Below are 16,769 nucleotides of genomic sequence, written 5' to 3'. Positions count from 1 at the left end.
TTAGAATAGCCGGCAAATAAATGGATATGTAATTGTTTATAGTGTATTGATCTCTTTTTCCAGTTCCTGGACCGCTGCTATGACTGTCTCAAATGTCGGAATATCCCCATACAACATATCCTGCATAGAGTTATAGTCCGTTTCCAATGCTGCGAACCGATATTCCGGCGGGAGTAATTTTAATGTGCCCGGCACAGCCTCCGGGTACTTCGCCCATGCTCTGGGATAGAATTTCATTTTGAAATCTACAACTTTCTTCAGGAGATCCAGCCTGGAAAAAGCAGCTTCTTTGACCGGTGTTGCAGCCATGCGGTAGAGATCATAATAATGTCTGGAATACCGCTGCGGCATTTCCAAATGTTCCGGTCTGTTCGCTTCATGGTGCAGGATTGTGGCTTTTTCCCAGAAGGTCCGTTCCGGGGCAACGGTAAGGATTGCGGTTTCTTTTTGCTCAAAAATCTTCGGATAATATTTTGCCGCGTATGGTTCGATCAGCGCTGTTTTTGCAGGAGTCCACGCTGCCAGCGCACCAATCTCTAAACGGATCACCTGTAAAGTCGCCGTATTCGTAAAAAGGTGCGGATAGGCGAAAATGACCGTCTGTTTATCCTTTTCATCTATGTAGACATTTGCTTCACAACCGATTTCCTGGGATAAGCCGGCTTTGACTGCCGGGCAGAATGTTTCGGACAGAAATACCTCTGCACGCACATTGGCTTCTTTGTTAAAAGCATCCTGTTTTGTATTGGAACGTTTCTCCCATGGTTCATCTTTGCCATATCCCAATACACGCCAGTCCAGAATCAAATCAATATCTTCTGAAAACCGGCTGATCAGGTGAAAGGCTTTTGAAAGGCTGGTACCGCCCTTAAAGGTAATGGACTCTTTCCATGGTGAGCGGTGAAATAAATAATCCAGCGTAAAACATACCCAAAAGTCTTTTTCCACGATGGCATCATTCAGCCCCATTTTATCTGCTGTATTTCTGAACAGTTCCCTGCGGTCGTTATCTGAAAGTCTTGCTATATTTCTCATTGTACCTTTTCACCTCCACAAATCTGCCGTATCGTATCGTAAACCCAATCCGTAGACTCTGTTGCTTCCTTCAAACAAGCCTGTTTATCTTTGTCTGTCAGTTTTTCGGAAAGCATCTGTATGACTTCTGGCGTAACATTCGATTTGCCAAGCGTTTTTAATGCCTGTATAACCAAACTTGTCATATAGGACAATCCGGTAATCTCTTTATTGGTCCGGTGCTTAAATTCCAGCTTTGTAGAGTTCCACTCGTAGGTCTTATATGGACCATCGCTGATATAGGACCATACTGCTGTTACCTGTGTTGAAAGACCTAACAGGTTCAATGCTGTATTCCCACATGGGGCAATCGTCCAGTGATAACTTCGTGCCAATGCGTTCGCCACCGCTTCCGGGTCTGCCGCCACATATTCATCCAGAAGTTTGCTATATTTTGGTTTTTCATAAACACCTTTCAAAATGCGGCGAAGCATACCTGCCTGTGTAAGCCGGTTTAAGTTCCGTCTTATGGTTTCCGTATCGGCAATATCCGCAAAATCAGAACTGATGAAAATAGTTCCTTCCGCCGCTGCTTTTATCTGCTCCTGAATCTGTTTGGAATAGCCATTTGCCATATTGCTCACCTCCTTTTGTCCCGAATATTATATATTATTCGGGACAAATTTTCAATAGGCTTCAAGAGTTTTAGCAATAGTATTCCACATAGAACAGAATTTATACATCAGTTTCAAATTCTATATCAGGAGATGGGAACTATCGTATTCTCATTTTGTCCCGAATATTGTGTATTATTCGGGACATTTTAAGCACTCGGCAGGTAGATCCAGTCGTGCATCAGGCACACGCTGGGTTCGTCCTCCCTTGGAACCAGACGGTAGGTACATTCCCCATAGACCGTGCGTTTGTCCTCGATCTCCATGCCATAGGCTTTATAAAAGCGGTATTCCAGATTGGAGATGATACAGCGCAGGGTTTGCAGAGCCTCCCTCTGAGCTGATACGATCAGGTCACGGTCAATGCTGCGCTTCAAAAACAGCAGCGACTTGTAAAGCTGTACCTCTGTGCGGTAAGGGCGGCAGTCTTTCGTTTCCAGCCATCCGCAAAAAGCGACCGGTCCGCTCTGGATCACACTGCGGTCCGGGTGATAATACTCGTAGCAGTCCAGGTTTGCCGTATTCAGAAGATAGAGCATTTCCCGGACTTCATTTTCCGGCATGTCGTAAAACCGCAAAAGTGAGCGGTAAAGATGGACATAGCCGGGAATGGAAATAATGGTATTTACCATAAAATAAAATCCTCCTTGTAAACAGCAGGTGCGGGAGCTTTTGCCCCCGCACCGTCTAAAATCTATATTTCGTTATCTACTTTCACGAGTTTTCCCATGACAAGGAAGCGTCCTGTGCCGCCCGGCGTACAGGTAGAAAGGGTCAGTACCTTATCGCTGCAGGTCACAGTCACATCACTTTCCACCGCAGAACGTTCCTTCATAGCTGTAAGCCAGGTAGTATAAGCACCGTCATCCTTCCAGGAAAGCTGCCAGGGAGAAGTTTCACTGCCGGATTCTTCCGGCTTTGCTGCAAAAGCCGCAAAGATCTCCATGACATAACCACCCTTCGGAGTAACGAGATACATCTGCCTGTGAGCATCAAAGTAACTTTGTTCATCGTACCGGTTCAGCAGCGCAAACATGGAACCATCCCGCATATTATGACCATAAATGATCGTATTGCGGTCTGAAAAATCTGCCCGGTTTTCATAATCGGCAAACAGGCAGCCAACCTTGTTATAGGTTCCGTCATAAAGATGGTTCAGGTAATATTCGTTGTTGTCGGTCTGCGTTACCGGATAATTGAGCACCGTATCAGGAAGGGAAAGCCATCCGATGATGTCCGGTCCATTTTCACGGAGCGTTTCAAAGTCTACCGAAGGCAGGACAATATCGGCATCGTCCCGTTTTGGTTCTGTCGGATCGGGTGCCGACTCCGGGGAAGCTGTCTGCTCCGGTACTTCCACATATCCGGCAAGATCTCGATAGGCATCTTTACTCTCAGCATACTGGTTCAAGTCACGGAACACCAAAAAACCGCTGCCAAGAGCCACCAGAACGCAGAGTGAAAGGACAGAAACCCCGACAGCCGTTCTTTTCAGGGAAGTCCTGCTGTATTTTCCCTTTTTGAAATAATACACAGCAAATACGCTGCCGCCGATCAGTGCGGCTGCCAGCAGTCCGCCATACAGGAAAATATACGGATCATCCCCGGTCTGCGGTACCGGCTTTTGAGGGGTGGAAGGATTGGAGGGAACAGAAGGCTTTTCCGGGTTCTTTGGGTTATCCGGCTTTTCCGGTTTTTCATTAAAGAACTGGACCGTAGATGTCTGATCTGCCTTGATCTCCACCGTAGCGGCATCAGGAATGATGTAATCCTTGCTTGCCCGGTTTGCAACTTCTGTTACGGTATAAATACCGACACGAAGGCCCTTAACTTCAATCACGCCGGATTTTGGAGTGGTGAATGTCTCGCAGTAGGAGCCGTCCGCACTCTTAACCTCGATGGCAAAACCATCTTTGCGCCCGTCGCTGGAATCCTTTGTGATCTTTAAGTTGCCGCGGTAAGCCTCATTGGTAAATCCGTGCCCGGCTTCTCCATTTTCCACAACTGCGACCTGTCCATCTTCTGTGATGGAAAAATAGTAAGCGTTTGAGTCAGGCTGATAGCCCTCCGGCGCTTTGCTTTCTTTGATAAAGTAGCCGCCAGCCAGAAGGTTTTCCGCCGTATGATAGCCTGCATCGGTTTCTTTCAGCGTACCGATCTTTTGATCGTCAGGATCATATTCCTGGTTGGCGTTGGAATCCGCATACAGGTCGAACACTGCACCGGGCAGGAAGCGCAGGAAAGAATTCTTGTCTTTCTTATCCTCCTTTTCCACAGGGGACGGTTCCTCCACAGCTTCGGTTTTAGTTACCTGCACACTGCCGCGGATCAGGGTGTTTTCCACACGGATCTCGATATGCTGTCCGTCTGCACCGATATATACATGGTGCTGCTGCGGGCTTACCGTATAAAGGTCAGGGGCAGAGATCTCCTTGACGATCCAGTGTCCGTAAGGAATGTTCTCAAAGGAAAAACTGCCGTCTTTTCCGGTAATAGCAGTAAGCAGCGCATTTTCTTCAGTAAATTCTTCGGTATCAGGTCTAAACAGACCCATGAGCGCACCGGCAAGCGTGACATCCTCGCCGCCTTCCGGGTTTTCCCCGACTTTTACACCGTCTACACGCCCACGGAGAAGTTCATTGGAAACAGCCTCGCCTTCATTGACAAGGATCTGTACCAGGGCGGTTTCCTGACCAGCATACTCAAAGACAACCGGATATTCCTGATTCGAAAGGATATAGGCGCCGTTGGTTGTGCGTTCCTTGACATAATAGCTGCCAAAAGGCAGGTCGGAAGCGAAGGAAGCGCTGTAACCGCCGGATTCCTCAGACGAAACAGAGACCACTTCCAGAAGTCCACCTGCCGGGATTACGCTGCCATCTGCCGCCGTCAGGTCTGCGGAAGCATAAAGTCCAAAGGAAATATCCTTATATTCCTCGTTCATGCCAAGACCGAACAGGTCATCGGTCTCCATTGCCTTGAAAAGTGTGACATCCACTTTCTGGCGTTCGTCATAAAGACCGGCCGCTGTCTGTGTAACCTCTACGGTCTCACCCGCATAGGTCAGTTCCACATATTCCGGTTGAGGATTCAACACACAGCCGGAAGGCGCCTGACGTTCCTCCAGACGATAACGGCCAAGATAGAGAGACCCGCTTTTCGCTGTGCCGTCCTCGCCGGTCGTAAGTGTTTCCACAACCGTATCTTTTTCTGCCCGCAAGGTACCGTCACCGGTATAAATATCTTCATCTGCGATCACATCATAGACCGCTCCAGGAAGTCCGGCAACCTCATATACCGGTTGGTACAGTCCGTCGTTTTCCTGGACAGAAGCAAATACTTCTCCGGTCTTTGTGATGGTAAGCTGGCCTTTCTGCGGCATATTGTACTGAGTGACCGTCACAACCGCCTCGCTGCCGTCAATGGTAAACGGTACCGGCTGATCGGAAAGCACATAGCCATAAGGGGCAGCCACCTCATAAAGTTCATAATCCCCGGCGGCCAAAGGCTCCGGCAGCATCAGCCAGCCCTCGTCAGAAACATAGAAGGTATCCAGTGTTTCCGGGTTCGGATAGTAGACGGTCTGGGTGATAAATTCCCCGGTGGAAAGATCCTTGATCTGAAAACCGGTTCCGGTCACAGGGATAATCTTTCCGGTCTCTGCGTCACATTTTTCAACTTTCAGACGGGCTGTGATGGTGCGGTTGTTCAGGATATAGCTGTAAGTCTTTCCGTCAGAGGAAATGAATACCGTAAAGTCCGGGACAAAGGCTTTGCCTTCCTCGCCTGCGATCTGATGGACCGTATAATGTCCATAAGGAAGCGGTTTACTGGAAGCAAAACCATCCGCATCCGTGGTAAGAAGGTCACGTTCACTTTCCTTTGCCGCGTCATAGCTCCCGGCTGCCTTTAAGTAAACTTCAAAGACTGCGCCTGCTTCCGGGCGTTCGATGATACCAGCATTGGGATCGTCGGTATTTTCGCCCTCAGGCACATCCGGGTCCAGGTCATCGGTGTGCTTGACAAGCTGGATATTTCCGTAAATAACCGTTTCCGTCACCTGATTTTCTGTGGTATTGAGTTCCACTTCATACAGGGAAGGGGATGCACCCACTTCATAAATGGTTTCATTCAGAAGATACCCGGTGCTCGGTTCGATTTCCCGGATCGTCCAGCCATCCCCGCATACATAATAGCGGGTCATAAAGCTGCCATCCGGTCCGGTAGTATAAGTGTCGATCAGTTCGCCATCACGGAAGATCCCATAGGCCGCCCCTGCAAGCGTGGCATCCCCCTGAGCATTTCCGGTGTCAGCATCACTCTTTACCACATGGACGCGAAATTTCTTCAGAATATTGCTGAAATGTACCGAAGAAGTCTGCCCGCTTTCAATGGTCACGTACTGTGCGGAAGGGGTCACATAGCGGTCCACCGGAAGTTCTTTTACCAGATAGGTTCCCGGCAGGAGCTTCTTTTCAATCTGGCCGTTTTCTCCGGTCGTAACTTCCTCATTGACTTCATTTCCCAAAATGTCCGTACCGGAGATATGGAAGGTGATACCGGAAACAATGCCGTCCTCACTGGTCTTGACAAGTTTTGCGGTACCGTAAGTTTCCGTTTTGAATTTTACAAAGAAGGAAACCGGATCGCTGGCGCCGGTCATCATGGTCTGGTAGCCGGGTCTGCCCCAGATCAGCATGTCGTTTGCCACCGGGATATTCTTTCGGAATTCAAACAGCACCGGGTCCATCATCATCTGCCTGCTGGTAAAGGTGTATTCATTTCCGTTTCTTGTCACAGAAACGCCGCTGCCTTTCAAAGCCTCCAGATCGATCTTCAAGTTATTGGTATCTGTGACCGTCAGGGTATAGACCTTTTTTTCTACATCCCATTTCAGTTCCAGTTCCGGTGCTTCGCTTTTCTTAGAAGAAGTAAAGGAAGGTACTGTGGAATGGGAAGCGACCTGTGCAAGAATCCAGTCATAGGCTTTTTCTGCCGGTCGTCCGGCGATCACGCTGAAATACTGGTCGGCGTCTGCGTGGCCGTTTCCGTGGCGGCTGTACGGATCGCTTCTAAGTTGCTGCTGGTATTCCCAAAGGATGATCTGGGTTGCCATCTTATAGTCATCCTCGTTGATTCCGGAAACAGGGAGCGCCGCACCGGGTTTCCAGCCATAGATCGCAGTCAGGGTGATCCCCCTCCTTGCCTCGGCAGGAAGCAGGTTCAGGTATTGGCTGTTGGTCCCGCTTTCCGAAACATAGGTATTTTCCGAAGTATGGTAAGGAATCCCGCTCTCCACACAGTAAACCTGGTGGCTGATCCCGTCAGAATCCGTCAGCATATAGTGCCGGTAAGCATTGCCCCCGGAACTGGTGTGTACATCGATGGTTCCGTCTGCATGGTATGCAAGATAGGTGTAAGGCGCCGGGGCACGGTAGTGGTTCCCATCAGAGCCCACATACTGGTCGCCCAGCCAGGAGCTTGCCGTCTGTCCGACAGACATGGCAAAAGCCTGAGCCGGAAGAAGCCCCAAAATGCTTGCCATACAAAGCAAAAACGCCAACAGCTTGCGAAAGCCGCGGCGTCTGGTTATGATATGTTCCATGAAAAAATCCTCACTTTCATAAAATCATAACCACCCGTCCAACGGGTGGTTTGCACTAGGGCTATAAGCCCTTGTTACTAGGCCAGCGTCTCAAGGCGCTGGCTTTCTCTTTAGACTGTGGGAATTCTGTTTACACAGCCTTCCCACAGCTCCGTTCAAGCCATATTGCTCTTGACTCGTCGCTACCCCTTAAAGGGTATTGTTACTACTTGGCATTAACCCTTAAAAGGGTCTTCATATTCCTTTACACTTAGCTTATCCATTGCTATATCATGCTTTTCCTGCTCTTGGATATATTTTTTTATTGTAGCCTCATTTAATCCTACTGTGCTAACATAATATCCTTCTGCCCAGAAATGACGATTTCCAAATTTATACTTTAAATTTGCGTGTTTATCGAATATCATAAGCGCACTTTTCCCTTTTAAATATCCCATGAATGATGATACACTTATCTTTGGCGGAATACTTACTAACATATGGATATGATCTGGCATTAGATGACCCTCAATAATTTCAACACCTTTATAACTACACAATTGTTTTATAATATCTCTTATATCCGCTTTGTATTGATTGTAAATTATTTTTCGTCTATACTTAGGTGTGAAGACGATATGATATTTGCACATCCATTTCATATGCGCAAGTGAATTTTCTTTCTTCGCCATAAATTACCTTTCCTTTCTGCAATACAGCCTGAACAACTCTATTGTAAACGGAAAGGTGATTTTTTGTATAACAATCGACGCGCACCCGCATAGCGGGTGGTTTATTGTTTCGCCCATCTCCATTTTTCGGAACAACGAAAAACTCCAATGGGCTCAACAGACTAAAGTCCATAATCATAACCACCCGTCCAACGGGTGGTTTGCACTAGGGCTATAAGCCCTTGTTACTAGGCCAGCGTCTCAAGGCGCTGGCTTTCTCTTTAGACTGTGGGAATTCTGTTTACACAGCCTTCCCACAGCTCCGTTCAAGCCATATTGCTCTTGACTCGTCGCTACCCCTTAAAGGGTATTGTTACTACTTGGCATTAACCCTTAAAAGGGTCTTCATATTCCTTTACACTTAGCTTATCCATTGCTATATCATGCTTTTCCTGCTCTTGGATATATTTTTTTATTGTAGCCTCATTTAATCCTACTGTGCTAACATAATATCCTTCTGCCCAGAAATGACGATTTCCAAATTTATACTTTAAATTTGCGTGTTTATCGAATATCATAAGCGCACTTTTCCCTTTTAAATATCCCATGAATGATGATACACTTATCTTTGGCGGAATACTTACTAACATATGGATATGATCTGGCATTAGATGACCCTCAATAATTTCAACACCTTTATAACTACACAATTGTTTTATAATATCTCTTATATCCGCTTTGTATTGATTGTAAATTATTTTTCGTCTATACTTAGGTGTGAAGACGATATGATATTTGCACATCCATTTCATATGCGCAAGTGAATTTTCTTTCTTCGCCATAAATTACCTTTCCTTTCTGCAATACAGCCTGAACAACTCTATTGTAAACGGAAAGGTGATTTTTTGTATAACAATCGACGCGCACCCGCATAGCGGGTGGTTTATTGTTTCGCCCATCTCCATTTTTCGGAACAACGAAAAACTCCAATGGGCTCAACAGACTAAAGTCCATAATCTAAAAGGACAGCCTTATTTGCTGTCCTTGTCGTCAAAATCATCCTCGGAAAGATATTCCGGTTCCCCGTATGCCTCATCCGGGTCAAAGCCTTCGCCATAACCGTCATCCTCAAATTCCGCATCGTCCTCGGCCTGCTGTTTCGGACGCACGATTTTTACATAGTAACCGATCCCGCCGACCGCAAGTAAGGCAGCAAGGATAAACAGGATCGTGCCGACGCTGCCGGTTTCTTTCTTCGGCTTTTCCGGTTCTGCCGGTTTTTCAGTTTCCGCCGGCTTTTCTTTTCCTTTGCAGCCATTTAAGTCATTTTTGCAGACCGGACAGCCGGTATTAACCTTTCCTGCCTCACATTTTTCTGTGCAGTTACAGCTTTCTTCCTGGGGGATCATGCTCATGCTGCCATTGTTCTTTTCTGCAAGTGCCATCAGGTCGGACTCTGTGACGCCGTTTAAGAAGTAGACATTGTTATCTTCCCGTTTCCCGTCGATCACCAGATAAAAGACATTGCCCGCGTCCGTAGTGATGGTGTAAAACTGTTTTTCCCCATCCGTACCGCTGATGTTGTCCTGTACCGTTCCGGTGCCTTCCGGGGTAAATGCACCTTCCGGGATCGCAGAAATATTTTCCTGCTGTCCGGTACTGTTATCTGAACCGGAAGAATTTCCGCCGCCGGAAGGGGTTGCAGCGTTTGAGCCGGAAGGTTTTTCTTCCTTAGGCGGTTTTGTCTGTGTACCGGACGGACTCTGGGGTGCTGTCGTAGCAGGTTTCTTTTCAGGAGCCGGTTCTTTGTAATACGGATTATCCAGCTTTACCACATCAGAACGGTTGCCGGCATAATCTTTTGCGTATATGCTTACCTGTTTTTCTGTTCCGGCATAATCTTTCAGTGCGACCGACGCTTTCCCGTCGGTGAGGGAGTTGATACGGTTTTCATCAACAAAGACCGCCTCCACGCCGGATAGATCGTCACTGCTTTCTATTTTCAGGGCATCGCCCTCCATGGAAGCAGTCAGCGTTGGCGGTGTGGTGTCTTTGGAACCGCCGGCATGAGCCGTTACAGGTAATGCGCTGACACTTACAAGAAGCGTAAGCGCCAGCAGCAGGGAAAGTTTTTTAAGCCTCATGCACATCCTCCTTCTCCTGCGGTAAAACAGTTTCCGAAGGGGCTGCCTGCTGTGATTTCAAAAAATCCGCAAGCTGCTGGGGCGTCAGTTTGAAACTGCGCGCCACCGCTACATAATCGGTATTTTCCAGCTCTGTTTTCTGTTCCTCCAGCTTATGGAGCTTTGCCTGCATTTCCGCAATCTTTGTTTTGGTCTTTTCAATTTCCTTTTCCAGTTTTTCAATTTTAGGATTCAATTTATTACCTCCAATCTGTTAAGGCAGACGCCCAAATGTATAAAAATGCTGCTGCCAGTAGCTTGTATTGATGTTTGCATAAGAAATCGGGTCTCCACAGTGGATCATCATTCCATTTCCCACATAGATCCCTACATGGCTTGCGCCGCTGGTGTTGTAGGTCCCCTGGAAGAAGATCAGGTCGCCCGGTTTTGCATCCGCACTTGATACCGGCGTACATACACCTAAAAGACCATCCGCGGTCAGCCTTCCGAAATTCCAGCCAACGCCGCAGTTGTTGATCACCCAGGACACATAGCCGGAACAGTCAAAGGAAGTGGAAGGGCTTGCGCCTCCCCATACATACGGATAGCCAAGATATTTTTCCGCCTCGGCCATCATTGCGGCAAACTGTTCATCCGCAAGGGCTTCCGGTGGAATATCATAATCGAAGTAGTTTCCTGTGCCGCCTGAACCAACTTCCGGCAGGTGCCGTTCGCTGGTATCGCCGGTATCGGCAAAATACAGGGGATTCAAATACTGGCCGTCAACCAGGACTTCTAAGTGCAGGTGGGCCCCGGTAGAATTTCCGGTATTCCCGACCTTTGCAATCACATCCCCGGCTTTGACCTCCTGCCCGGCAGAAACAAGGATCTGGGAACAGTGCCCGTATTTGGTCGTCAGGGTATGTCCTTCGTATGCCTCGCCTTCAATAGCGACACACAAGCCATAACCGCCGGCATTTCCCGCAAGGGTGACCGTTCCGTCATGCCCGGCAAGGATCTCTGTGCCCTCCGGCATCCCGATGTCCACACCGGTGTGATAGTTCTTTTCCCCACTGATGGGATGTACCCGGTAGCCGTAATAACTGGTCACATAAGGGAGCCAGTTGGTGCCAAAGACATTTTTGACATACTGGCGGTTTCCTTTTGTCTGCAGCAGGATCTCGCAGATCTCTTTCTGGTCTGCGTTCATCCGGGAAACGACCAGGTTTTCTAGAGGTGTGACTGTGAGCTTGACATTTAAGATGCGCCATTCATAAGGCACTTCCTCCTGGGTTTCTTCCCCGGTTTCCGGATCAACGGAAGTTTCGGTGCGGTAACGGATCTCGGTTTCTTCTGAAAAGGACAGGGTATATTGTTCCTGGAAAAGCTGCCGCAGCACGCTTTCCACTTCATCGTAAGTAAATCCCTGATAAGCAGAAGTCAGATACCCCATCAGCACATACGGGTCATGCTCGATTGCGCCCAGGTTATACCGGTATTCGTCATAGCCGGGGCGGTCTGATTCCACCCGGTCTATTTCCATTTGCAGATCCGTTTCCCATTCGGTATAGGTAAGCTCCGCCTGGTTGATGTCCTGATCATCTGCAAGATAGGTAGAAGCAGCCAGACTTCCCAAACCGCCGGTCCCGATATTGGAGAACGTGGAAAACAGGGATGTGATCAGGAAAATTACCAAAAGGAGAAGCAGGAGGACAAGGCAGATTACAGGGTGCCGTTTGACCGCATGGACAATACCGACGCTGACCCTCTCTGTTGCGACTGCGGCATTTTTTGCCTGTTTCCCGGCTTCACGGGCAGCCTTGGCATACTGCCTTTTCAGTTTTTGTTTCTGCCATATCCGGGCAATCGCATGTTTCTTCAGCTCCGGGTGGTCGCTAAGAGCCTGCCGGTAAGCAAGTCTTGCGTTTGCTTTTGCTGATTTTTGCTGTAATTTCGCTGCCTTTCGGTAGGGGGCAGTTTTATGCCGGTGATATGCCGTGCGAAGCCCTGCCTCGCCCACAAGTTCAGAGCGGTGGGCTGCCTTGATGCCCACATTTTCATCCTCTGCCTCATAAATCTTTTTATGAGCGTAACCAATGGCAGTATTGGCGCCCGCCTTGACCGGACGCAGGGGTACAGGTCCTTTTACATGGACCTTTTGGGATTTGACCTCCTTTTCAAATTTTAAGTGTTTTTTGGCTTTTCCGGTCTCCGGGTCGGAAACCGTCTCCATGCGCAGTTTCTTCCGGGCAGGTAGACGATTTTGCGCCTGCTCTGCTTTTTGTGCAGTCCGTTCCGCCTTCCGTCTTGCATGGGTGAGCTTTTTATCCTTTGTCTCCAGCGGTAGTTCATCCGCAGTAAATTCCAGCTTGGATGTTTTCGGCGGTTCGCTATCCATACCCTTTTCCTTCTGCGCTGCCTGTTCCTCCGCCTGTGCCGCTTCCTGAAAACGCTGCTGATATTTGTTCCCATGCTGGTGTGTCCGGTAACGGTGTTCCTGACCGGATCTGTCTGTGCCGTTCGGTGGGGCTGAGCCTTCGGAAGAAGGAGCATATTTTCCGGTATCATGGTCTGTCACATCCTCTGTTACAAAAGAACGCCTGGAAGCCTCCTGCCGGAAATTGCTTCGCACGTTGTCCTGTATCGGGGGCGCTGTCCTGGTAGCATCCGGTGTCTCAAAGTGTTCCGAAAAACCATCCAAAGCGGTTGCATACGCTTCGCCCTGTTCCAGCAAGGACGCCGGTGTTTCCGGTGACAGATGGGAAAATTCCGTCTGTACAGGGATGTCCTGCCTGTGTGTCTTGCCGTTGACAGAAGAAGGGGTGTCCCGTGCCCTGCGCAGGTCAAAATCCTGTTCGGTCTGCCTGGCTGCCGGTTGATCCTCCCCGTGGGAATCACGCACCGGCATCCGGGTATCTTTGCGCCTCCTTTGAAATTCCCTGTCGTGTGCCATTGTTCTCACCTCCGATCCATTTTAATTTTTGTCTCACGCTTTGGTCCCCGCTACTTCATCCGGTCTTGTGGTAAGCACGCTGTACAAGAGTGTGTCCTTCGGGAAGTGGTCCACAAAAGGGATGATCACATTTCCAAAGAACAAAAGCCCCTCGCCGGGACCGGAATGGGTCACATACGAAAGCTGGTGCGGGGAGATTCCCAACTGCTTTGCCAAAATCTGACGGTCTCCCTGGGCCTGGTTGAGCATATAGATAAAGTCCGAGTTCTCAAAAATATTTTCGATCTCACGGGAAGCCAGAAGGTCCTTGACATTCTGCGTTAAACCTGATGGAATTCCGCCCCATTTACGGAAGCGTTTCCAGATCTCCACGCTGAAACTTCCTGTCTGCCCTTTCAAAAGAAGATGGAATTCGTCGATATAGAACCAGGTTGTTTTATGTTTGGAACGGTTGGCCGTGACACGGTTCCACACCGCATCCTGCATGATCAAAAGCCCGATTTCCTTTAAGGCTTTTCCCAGTGACTTAAGCTGGAAACACAGTACCCGGTGTTGATCCATCTGGATATTGGAACGGTGGTTGAACACGTTAAGGGAACCATTGACATAGATTTCCAGCGCCGTTGCGATATTCTGTGCCTCCGGTTCAGACTGTTTCAAAAGCAGCTCGTAAAGATCACCTAAGATCGGCATATTTTCCGGGCACGGGTCCTGCAGGTATTCCCGGTACACCAGTCTGGTACAACGGTCGATGATCGTCCTTTCAATGGGGGAAAGTCCTTCTTTGCCGCCGATGATAAGGTCACACAGCGACAGGATAAAATCACTTTTCAAAGTGATCGGGTTTTCATCATCGGAATAGTCCAGATTGATGTCCATCGGGTTGATGTAGTTCGTGGAAGTAGGGGAAATATCAATGACCTGCCCCTGGGAACCGAACTGCTGTACCAGCGGCCCATACTCATTTTCCGGGTCGGCGATAATGATGTCGTCCTCCGTCAGAAGGAACACATTGACGATCTCACGCTTGGCAGAGAAAGATTTGCCGCTTCCTGGGGTACCGAGAAACAGCCCATTGGGGTTTTTCAGCGTTTTTCTGTTCGCCATGATCAGGTTATTGGAAAGGGCGTTCAGGCCGTAATACAATGCCTCGCCCTCCTGGAACAGTTCACAGGTGGTAAACGGTACAAAGATCGCTGTGCTGCTGGTCGTAAGCCCGCGCTCAATCTCAATCTGGTTCGTACCAAGAGCAAGCGAGGACATAAGCCCCTGTTCCTGCTGGTAATCCAGCCGTTTTAAGGCACAGTTGTATTTCTGTGCCACACCCGAAGCGGCAAAAATATCATTGAACAGCTTTTGGCGTTTGGCAGCGATATTTTCCACCAGTACCGTCACAAGGAACATGCGCTCATTGCGGCTCTGTAAATCCTGCAAAAGATTTTTGGCTTCTTCTCCATAGGTGGCAAGGTCGGTGGGAATGATGTATAGTGATAGGTAATTCTTTGAAATTATCTCCGAATTTTCCCCCACTCCACACCGTGCGTGCGAGCTTTCCCCGCACACGGCGCTCCAACAAAATCTAGTTTGCGTTAGCTACTATTTCTAAATTTCCTGCTGATAGTCTTAAAGAATTAACCTTTTTCAGTGCCTTGTCATCAAGTTTGAGAATATCAAGATATTTTGCAATCGTATCTGCTTCTGTAGCATGGATAAGTTTATGTACATCCGCTTTTACCCACATGAGGTTTTTATATTCGTCCGTACCACCTAGCTTTTGGGGCTTTTTATGATGACATTCCATGTCAAATATACAGAGTGGTTCTCCTGTTATTGCACATTTTCCATTTTGTCCTGCCATAAGTGAAATACGATTATCATTGTATTCCACAGATTTTCCGTAATCTTTTGCTTCCAAAAGATACTGAATTAAGTGTTGAACGGTAGACAGATTTTTGTGTATAAGCTGTCTGCCTTGTGGAGTATATTTATTAACCTCTCGTGTGAACATTCTCGGAGAAACAAACCTACAGCCATAAATCGGGAAGATATGTACACCTGCCACGACTTTCGGCTTTCCGTTATAACTACCATAGAATTTCTGATACGTTTTGGATTTTGGCACTTTTTCAGGCAATAGCGATTTATTATTTTTAATTCGCTTAACCTTTTTGGTTTTCACTCTAAGCCTATGCTTCAGGCTCTTGCTGACAACGAAATTGATTTCTCGAAAATCACGACTGCACCCTGTAGCGGAATTATAATAATTGTGCATACCAAGAATCATTGAATTAAGCTGGCTTACTTGGTGGGGTGATGTATCGTGCTGAATTACTTTGATTTGCTCTTTGAGCTTGGTTTTCATTGTCTTTTTCGCTTTTTCCGAAATATTACTTTTAGACACATACTTCTTACCCTTTTTCGTCACATACAATGCAAAGCCAAGAAAATCCGTTTTCTTTTTGCGAACATTTGTGATTTTGGATTTTTCCGGACTGATTTCAAGCCCCAGTCTTTCCCAAAGCCATTCTTTTACAGCAATGAATATCTTTTTTGCTGTTTTGTAATCTCTACAGAGAATCTTAAAATCATCGGCGTAACGCACGAAGAAAAATTCTTTGAGGTTGGACTTTTTCAAGGCTTCATATTTGTGACTGTGCGTATAGGGATATCTTGTGCTTTTGGTTTCCCATTGGTCACTCAACCACCAATCGAGTTCGTTCAGAACAATGTTTGAGAGCAACGGGCTGATGATACCGCCCTGTGGCGTTCCTTTATCTGGTCTGCCAATTCCCTTAATCTCAGATTTCAGTATTTTGCCGATTATGCAGATGAGACTTTTGTCCCGTATGCCCATTGCCCACATTTGCTTGAGCAGCTTGCCATGGTTTACATTGTCAAAGAATCCCTTTATATCAACATCTACAACATAGTGCAGCTTGCTGACATTCATCAGAGATTGTGCCCTTGCAATGGCATGGCTTGCCGACCTATTTGGTCTAAAACCATAACTGTGAGCATGAAACCTTGCTTCACATATCGGTTCTAATACTTGGATAATACATTGCTGTATAATCCTGTCGTCCATACAGGGAATACCTAACGGACGCATTTTACCAGGCTGTCCGACCTTTGGAATTTCTGTTCTGCGAACACTTTTGGGGTGATAGTTTGCAAATTTATTTTGAAAGTATTTGACAAACTGTTCTTCCGACCACCCTTTATACTGTGTAATTGTTTTGCCGTCTGTTCCCTTAGTCATTGAGCCTTTGTTGTTTTTGATATTTCTGAACGCTAAAAGTATGTTGTTCTCACTGGTAATAAGGTGCATTAGATTATGGAATGATTTTCCTTTGCAGGATTCTTCATATAGCTTATCCATAACATCCTGCATATCGTAATATTCGGCATTTCGCAGTTTTTGCTGCTTTGGTTGCCTCTCTAAGTTCGTATCGACAGTCAAGTCAACCGCCTCCTTTCGGACTTGGTTTCTATTAGTCATACAAGAACCTTGAAAGATTTAGAAATAATGATGAAACTAAATCCTGTCTTGGGGCTGTTGCTCCTTTTCCCATTACAGGAAATATCAATGCTCGTGCCCCTGATTTCACTGTGATAAAGATAGATTATCCCGATAGCGGAAAGCCTATTGGCTTGCCAGTATTTGCTACTGGCTTTCGATTTTTTCTATCACTACAACATTAGACTGCTGAATCCTTACCATTTGTATTCACAGCTTCCCACGTTCCGATA

The 16,769-nt window shown here is 47.3% G+C and carries 10 protein-coding genes and 1 pseudogene; all 11 read right to left on the bottom strand.

Annotation, left to right across the window (positions count from 1 at the left end):
- Nucleotides 1-36: 36 nt before the first annotated feature.
- Nucleotides 37-1,035, bottom strand: coding sequence for a nucleotidyl transferase AbiEii/AbiGii toxin family protein (locus OGM16_11485; GenBank protein ID UYJ45443.1), 999 nt, complete (start codon nt 1,033-1,035; stop codon nt 37-39).
- Complete coding sequence (locus OGM16_11480; protein ID UYJ45442.1) at nt 1,032-1,649, bottom strand: DUF6088 family protein; 618 nt, start codon at nt 1,647-1,649, stop codon at nt 1,032-1,034. The genes OGM16_11485 and OGM16_11480 overlap by 4 nt, the downstream gene beginning before the upstream one ends.
- A gap of 188 nt (nt 1,650-1,837) precedes the next feature.
- Entirely contained in the window at nt 1,838-2,320 is a 483-nt protein-coding gene (locus OGM16_11475) for a hypothetical protein (protein UYJ45441.1), read from the bottom strand.
- 62 nt (nt 2,321-2,382) lie between these two features.
- A complete protein-coding gene (gene srtB, locus OGM16_11470) occupies nt 2,383-7,293 on the bottom strand; it encodes a class B sortase (protein ID UYJ45440.1) in 4,911 nt (1,636 codons plus the stop codon).
- A 215-nt stretch (nt 7,294-7,508) separates the two neighbouring features.
- On the bottom strand, nt 7,509-7,964 hold the full coding sequence (gene tnpA / locus OGM16_11465; GenBank protein UYJ45439.1) for an IS200/IS605 family transposase: 456 nt from the start codon (nt 7,962-7,964) through the stop codon (nt 7,509-7,511).
- Between the two features lie 365 nt (nt 7,965-8,329).
- Entirely contained in the window at nt 8,330-8,785 is a 456-nt protein-coding gene (tnpA, locus tag OGM16_11460) for an IS200/IS605 family transposase (GenBank protein ID UYJ45438.1), read from the bottom strand.
- A gap of 189 nt (nt 8,786-8,974) precedes the next feature.
- Complete coding sequence (locus OGM16_11455) at nt 8,975-10,087, bottom strand: DUF4366 domain-containing protein (protein ID UYJ45437.1); 1,113 nt, start codon at nt 10,085-10,087, stop codon at nt 8,975-8,977.
- Entirely contained in the window at nt 10,077-10,322 is a 246-nt protein-coding gene (locus OGM16_11450) for a DUF4315 family protein (GenBank protein UYJ45436.1), read from the bottom strand. Before OGM16_11450 ends, OGM16_11455 begins: the two co-directional genes overlap by 11 nt.
- Nucleotides 10,323-10,340: 18 nt before the next feature.
- Nucleotides 10,341-13,019 carry a peptidoglycan DD-metalloendopeptidase family protein gene (locus OGM16_11445; protein UYJ45435.1) on the bottom strand — a complete coding sequence of 893 codons (2,679 nt, stop codon included), beginning with the start codon at nt 13,017-13,019 and terminating at the stop codon, nt 10,341-10,343.
- Nucleotides 13,020-13,052: 33 nt separating this feature from the next.
- Nucleotides 13,053-14,507 (bottom strand): annotated as a pseudogene (locus OGM16_11440) (ATP-binding protein).
- A 91-nt stretch (nt 14,508-14,598) separates the two neighbouring features.
- Entirely contained in the window at nt 14,599-16,398 is a 1,800-nt protein-coding gene (ltrA, locus tag OGM16_11435; protein ID UYJ48447.1) for a group II intron reverse transcriptase/maturase, read from the bottom strand.
- Nucleotides 16,399-16,769 lie beyond the last annotated feature (371 nt).

The sequence above is a fragment of the Lachnospiraceae bacterium genome, assembly GCA_025758065.1.
GTDB lineage: Bacteria > Bacillota > Clostridia > Lachnospirales > Lachnospiraceae > Enterocloster.
This window is presented reverse-complemented; position numbering and strand designations above follow the sequence as displayed.